The organism is Paenibacillus radicibacter (assembly GCF_024721995.1).
Taxonomy (GTDB): Bacteria; Bacillota; Bacilli; order Paenibacillales; family NBRC-103111; genus Paenibacillus_AM; species Paenibacillus_AM radicibacter.
On record NZ_JANQBC010000031.1, the window covers coordinates 1 to 2999 of the forward strand.

Consider the following 2999-nt stretch of genomic DNA (forward strand, 5'->3'; position numbering starts at 1 on the left):
TTTGTTCCTTGAAAACTAGATAGCGAAACGAAGAAGTAAAGCATAGAACATTCTTAAAACGTTTTTATGTTTCATAAAGACGGTCTAAGTTAGTTGATCCGTAAGAGGACTTCGGTCTAATTACAATAAGATAAGCTAATAAGGGCGCACGGAGGATGCCTAGGCGCTAGGAGCCGATGAAGGACGTGGCGAACGACGAAATGCCTCGGGGAGCTGTAAGCAAGCTTTGATCCGGGGATGTCCGAATGGGGGAACCCAGCTGTGGTAATGCGCAGTTACCCTGTAGTGAATACATAGCTGCAGTGGAGGTATACCGAGGGAACTGAAACATCTAAGTACCTCGAGGAGAAGAAAACAAAAGTGATTCCGTCAGTAGCGGCGAGCGAACGCGGATTAGCCCAAACCAAGGAGCTTGCTCTTTGGGGTTGTAGGACGTCAACATGGAATGAGTTTGGTAGGCGAAGAGATCTGGAAAGGTCCGCGATAAGAGGTAACAGCCCTGTAGCCAAAATTAAACGAAATTCCTAGACGGATCCTGAGTACGGCGGGACACGTGAAACCCCGTCGGAATCTGGCAGGACCATCTGCCAAGGCTAAATACTCCCTAGCGACCGATAGTGAAGCAGTACCGTGAGGGAAAGGTGAAAAGCACCCCGGAAGGGGAGTGAAATAGAACCTGAAACCGTGCGCTTACAAAAAGTCAGAGCCCGTTAAGGGGTGATGGCGTGCCTTTTGTAGAATGAACCGGCGAGTTACGTTTGCATGCGAGGTTAAGGTGATGAGCCGGAGCCGCAGCGAAAGCGAGTCTGAATAGGGCGAATTTTAGTATGTAGACGTAGACCCGAAACCGTGTGATCTACCCCTGTCCAGGGTGAAGGTGCGGTAACACGCACTGGAGGCCCGAACCCACGCATGTTGAAAAATGCGGGGATGAGGTGGGGGTAGCGGAGAAATTCCAATCGAACTCGGAGATAGCTGGTTCTCCCCGAAATAGCTTTAGGGCTAGCCTTGGAAAGAGAGTAGTGGAGGTAAAGCACTGATTGGATGCGGGGCCCCCCAAGGGTTACCAAGTTCAGTCAAACTCTGAATGCCACATACTTATATCCAGGAGTCAGACAGTGAGTGCTAAGATCCATTGTCAAGAGGGAAACAGCCCAGATCATCAGCTAAGGTCCCCAAGTGTGTGTTAAGTGGGAAAGGATGTGGAGTTGCAAAGACAACCAGGATGTTGGCTTAGAAGCAGCCATCATTTAAAGAGTGCGTAATAGCTCACTGGTCGAGTGACTCTGCGCCGAAAATGTAACGGGGCTAAACACACCACCGAAGCTATGACATGTAGAAACTAGATTTCTACTTGGGTAGGGGAGCGTTGTGTACAGCGGTGAAGGTCGATCGTAAGGACGGCTGGAGCGTACACAAGTGAGAATGCCGGTATGAGTAACGAAAAGACAAGTGAGAATCTTGTCCGCCGAAAACCTAAGGGTTCCTGAGGAAGGTTCGTCCGCTCAGGGTAAGTCGGGACCTAAGGCGAGGCCGAAAGGCGTAGTCGAATGGACAACAGGTTCAAATTCCTGTACCACCAACAATCGTTATGAACGATGGAGTGACGCAGTAGGATAGTGACGCGAGCCGATGGATATGCTCGTCCAAGCAGTGAGGCTGATGTGTAGGCAAATCCGCACATCATTAAGGCTGGGCTGTGATGGGGAGGGAAAATTAAAGTACCGAAGGTCATGATTTCACACTGCCAAGAAAAGCTTCTAGTCAGATCAAGGTGCCCGTACCGTAAACCGACACAGGTGGGTGAGAAGAGAATTCTAAGGCGCGCGGAAGAACTCTCGTTAAGGAACTCGGCAAAATGACCCCGTAACTTCGGGAGAAGGGGTACCCCGGTAGAGTGAATAGCTCGAGGGGGTCGCAGTGAAAAGGCCCAAGCGACTGTTTAGCAAAAACACAGGTCTATGCGAAGCCGTAAGGCGAAGTATATGGGCTGACGCCTGCCCGGTGCTGGAAGGTTAAGGGGAGTGGTTAGGAGCAATCCGAAGCTGTGAACCGAAGCCCCAGTAAACGGCGGCCGTAACTATAACGGTCCTAAGGTAGCGAAATTCCTTGTCAGGTAAATTCTGACCCGCACGAATGGCGTAACGACTTGGGCGCTGTCTCAACGAGAGATCCGGTGAAATTTTAATACCTGTGAAGATGCAGGTTACCCGCGACAAGACGGAAAGACCCCATGGAGCTTTACTGCAGCTTGATATTGAACTTTGGTACGATCTGTACAGGATAGGTGGGAGCCTTTGAAGCCTGAGCGCCAGCTTAGGTGGAGGCACCGTTGGGATACCACCCTGATCGTATTGGAGTTCTAACCTACTACCGTTGAACCGGTAGAGGGACCGTGTCAGGTGGGCAGTTTGACTGGGGCGGTCGCCTCCTAAAGAGTAACGGAGGCGTCCCAAGGTTCCCTCAGAATGGTTGGAAATCATTCGAAGAGTGCAAAGGCATAAGGGAGCTTGACTGCGAGACCTACAAGTCGAGCAGGGACGAAAGTCGGGCTTAGTGATCCGGTGGTACCGCATGGAAGGGCCATCGCTCAACGGATAAAAGCTACCCTGGGGATAACAGGCTTATCTCCCCCAAGAGTCCACATCGACGGGGAGGTTTGGCACCTCGATGTCGGCTCATCGCATCCTGGGGCTGAAGTAGGTCCCAAGGGTTGGGCTGTTCGCCCATTAAAGCGGTACGCGAGCTGGGTTCAGAACGTCGTGAGACAGTTCGGTCCCTATCTGTCGTGGGCGTAGGAAATTTGAGAGGAGCTGTCCTTAGTACGAGAGGACCGGGATGGACGTACCGCTGGTGTACCAGTTGTTCCGCCAGGAGCACCGCTGGGTAGCTATGTACGGAGGGGATAAGCGCTGAAAGCATCTAAGCGCGAAGCCCCCCTCAAGATGAGATTTCCCAATTAGTAAGACCCCTTGTAGACGACGAGGTTGATAGGTTGG

General features: G+C 51.7%; 1 rRNA gene. It reads left to right on the forward strand.

Annotated features, from left to right (window positions below):
- Nucleotides 1-128 precede the first annotated feature (128 nt).
- Nucleotides 129-2999, forward strand: a 23S ribosomal RNA gene (locus NV379_RS25785); the annotation flags it as partial.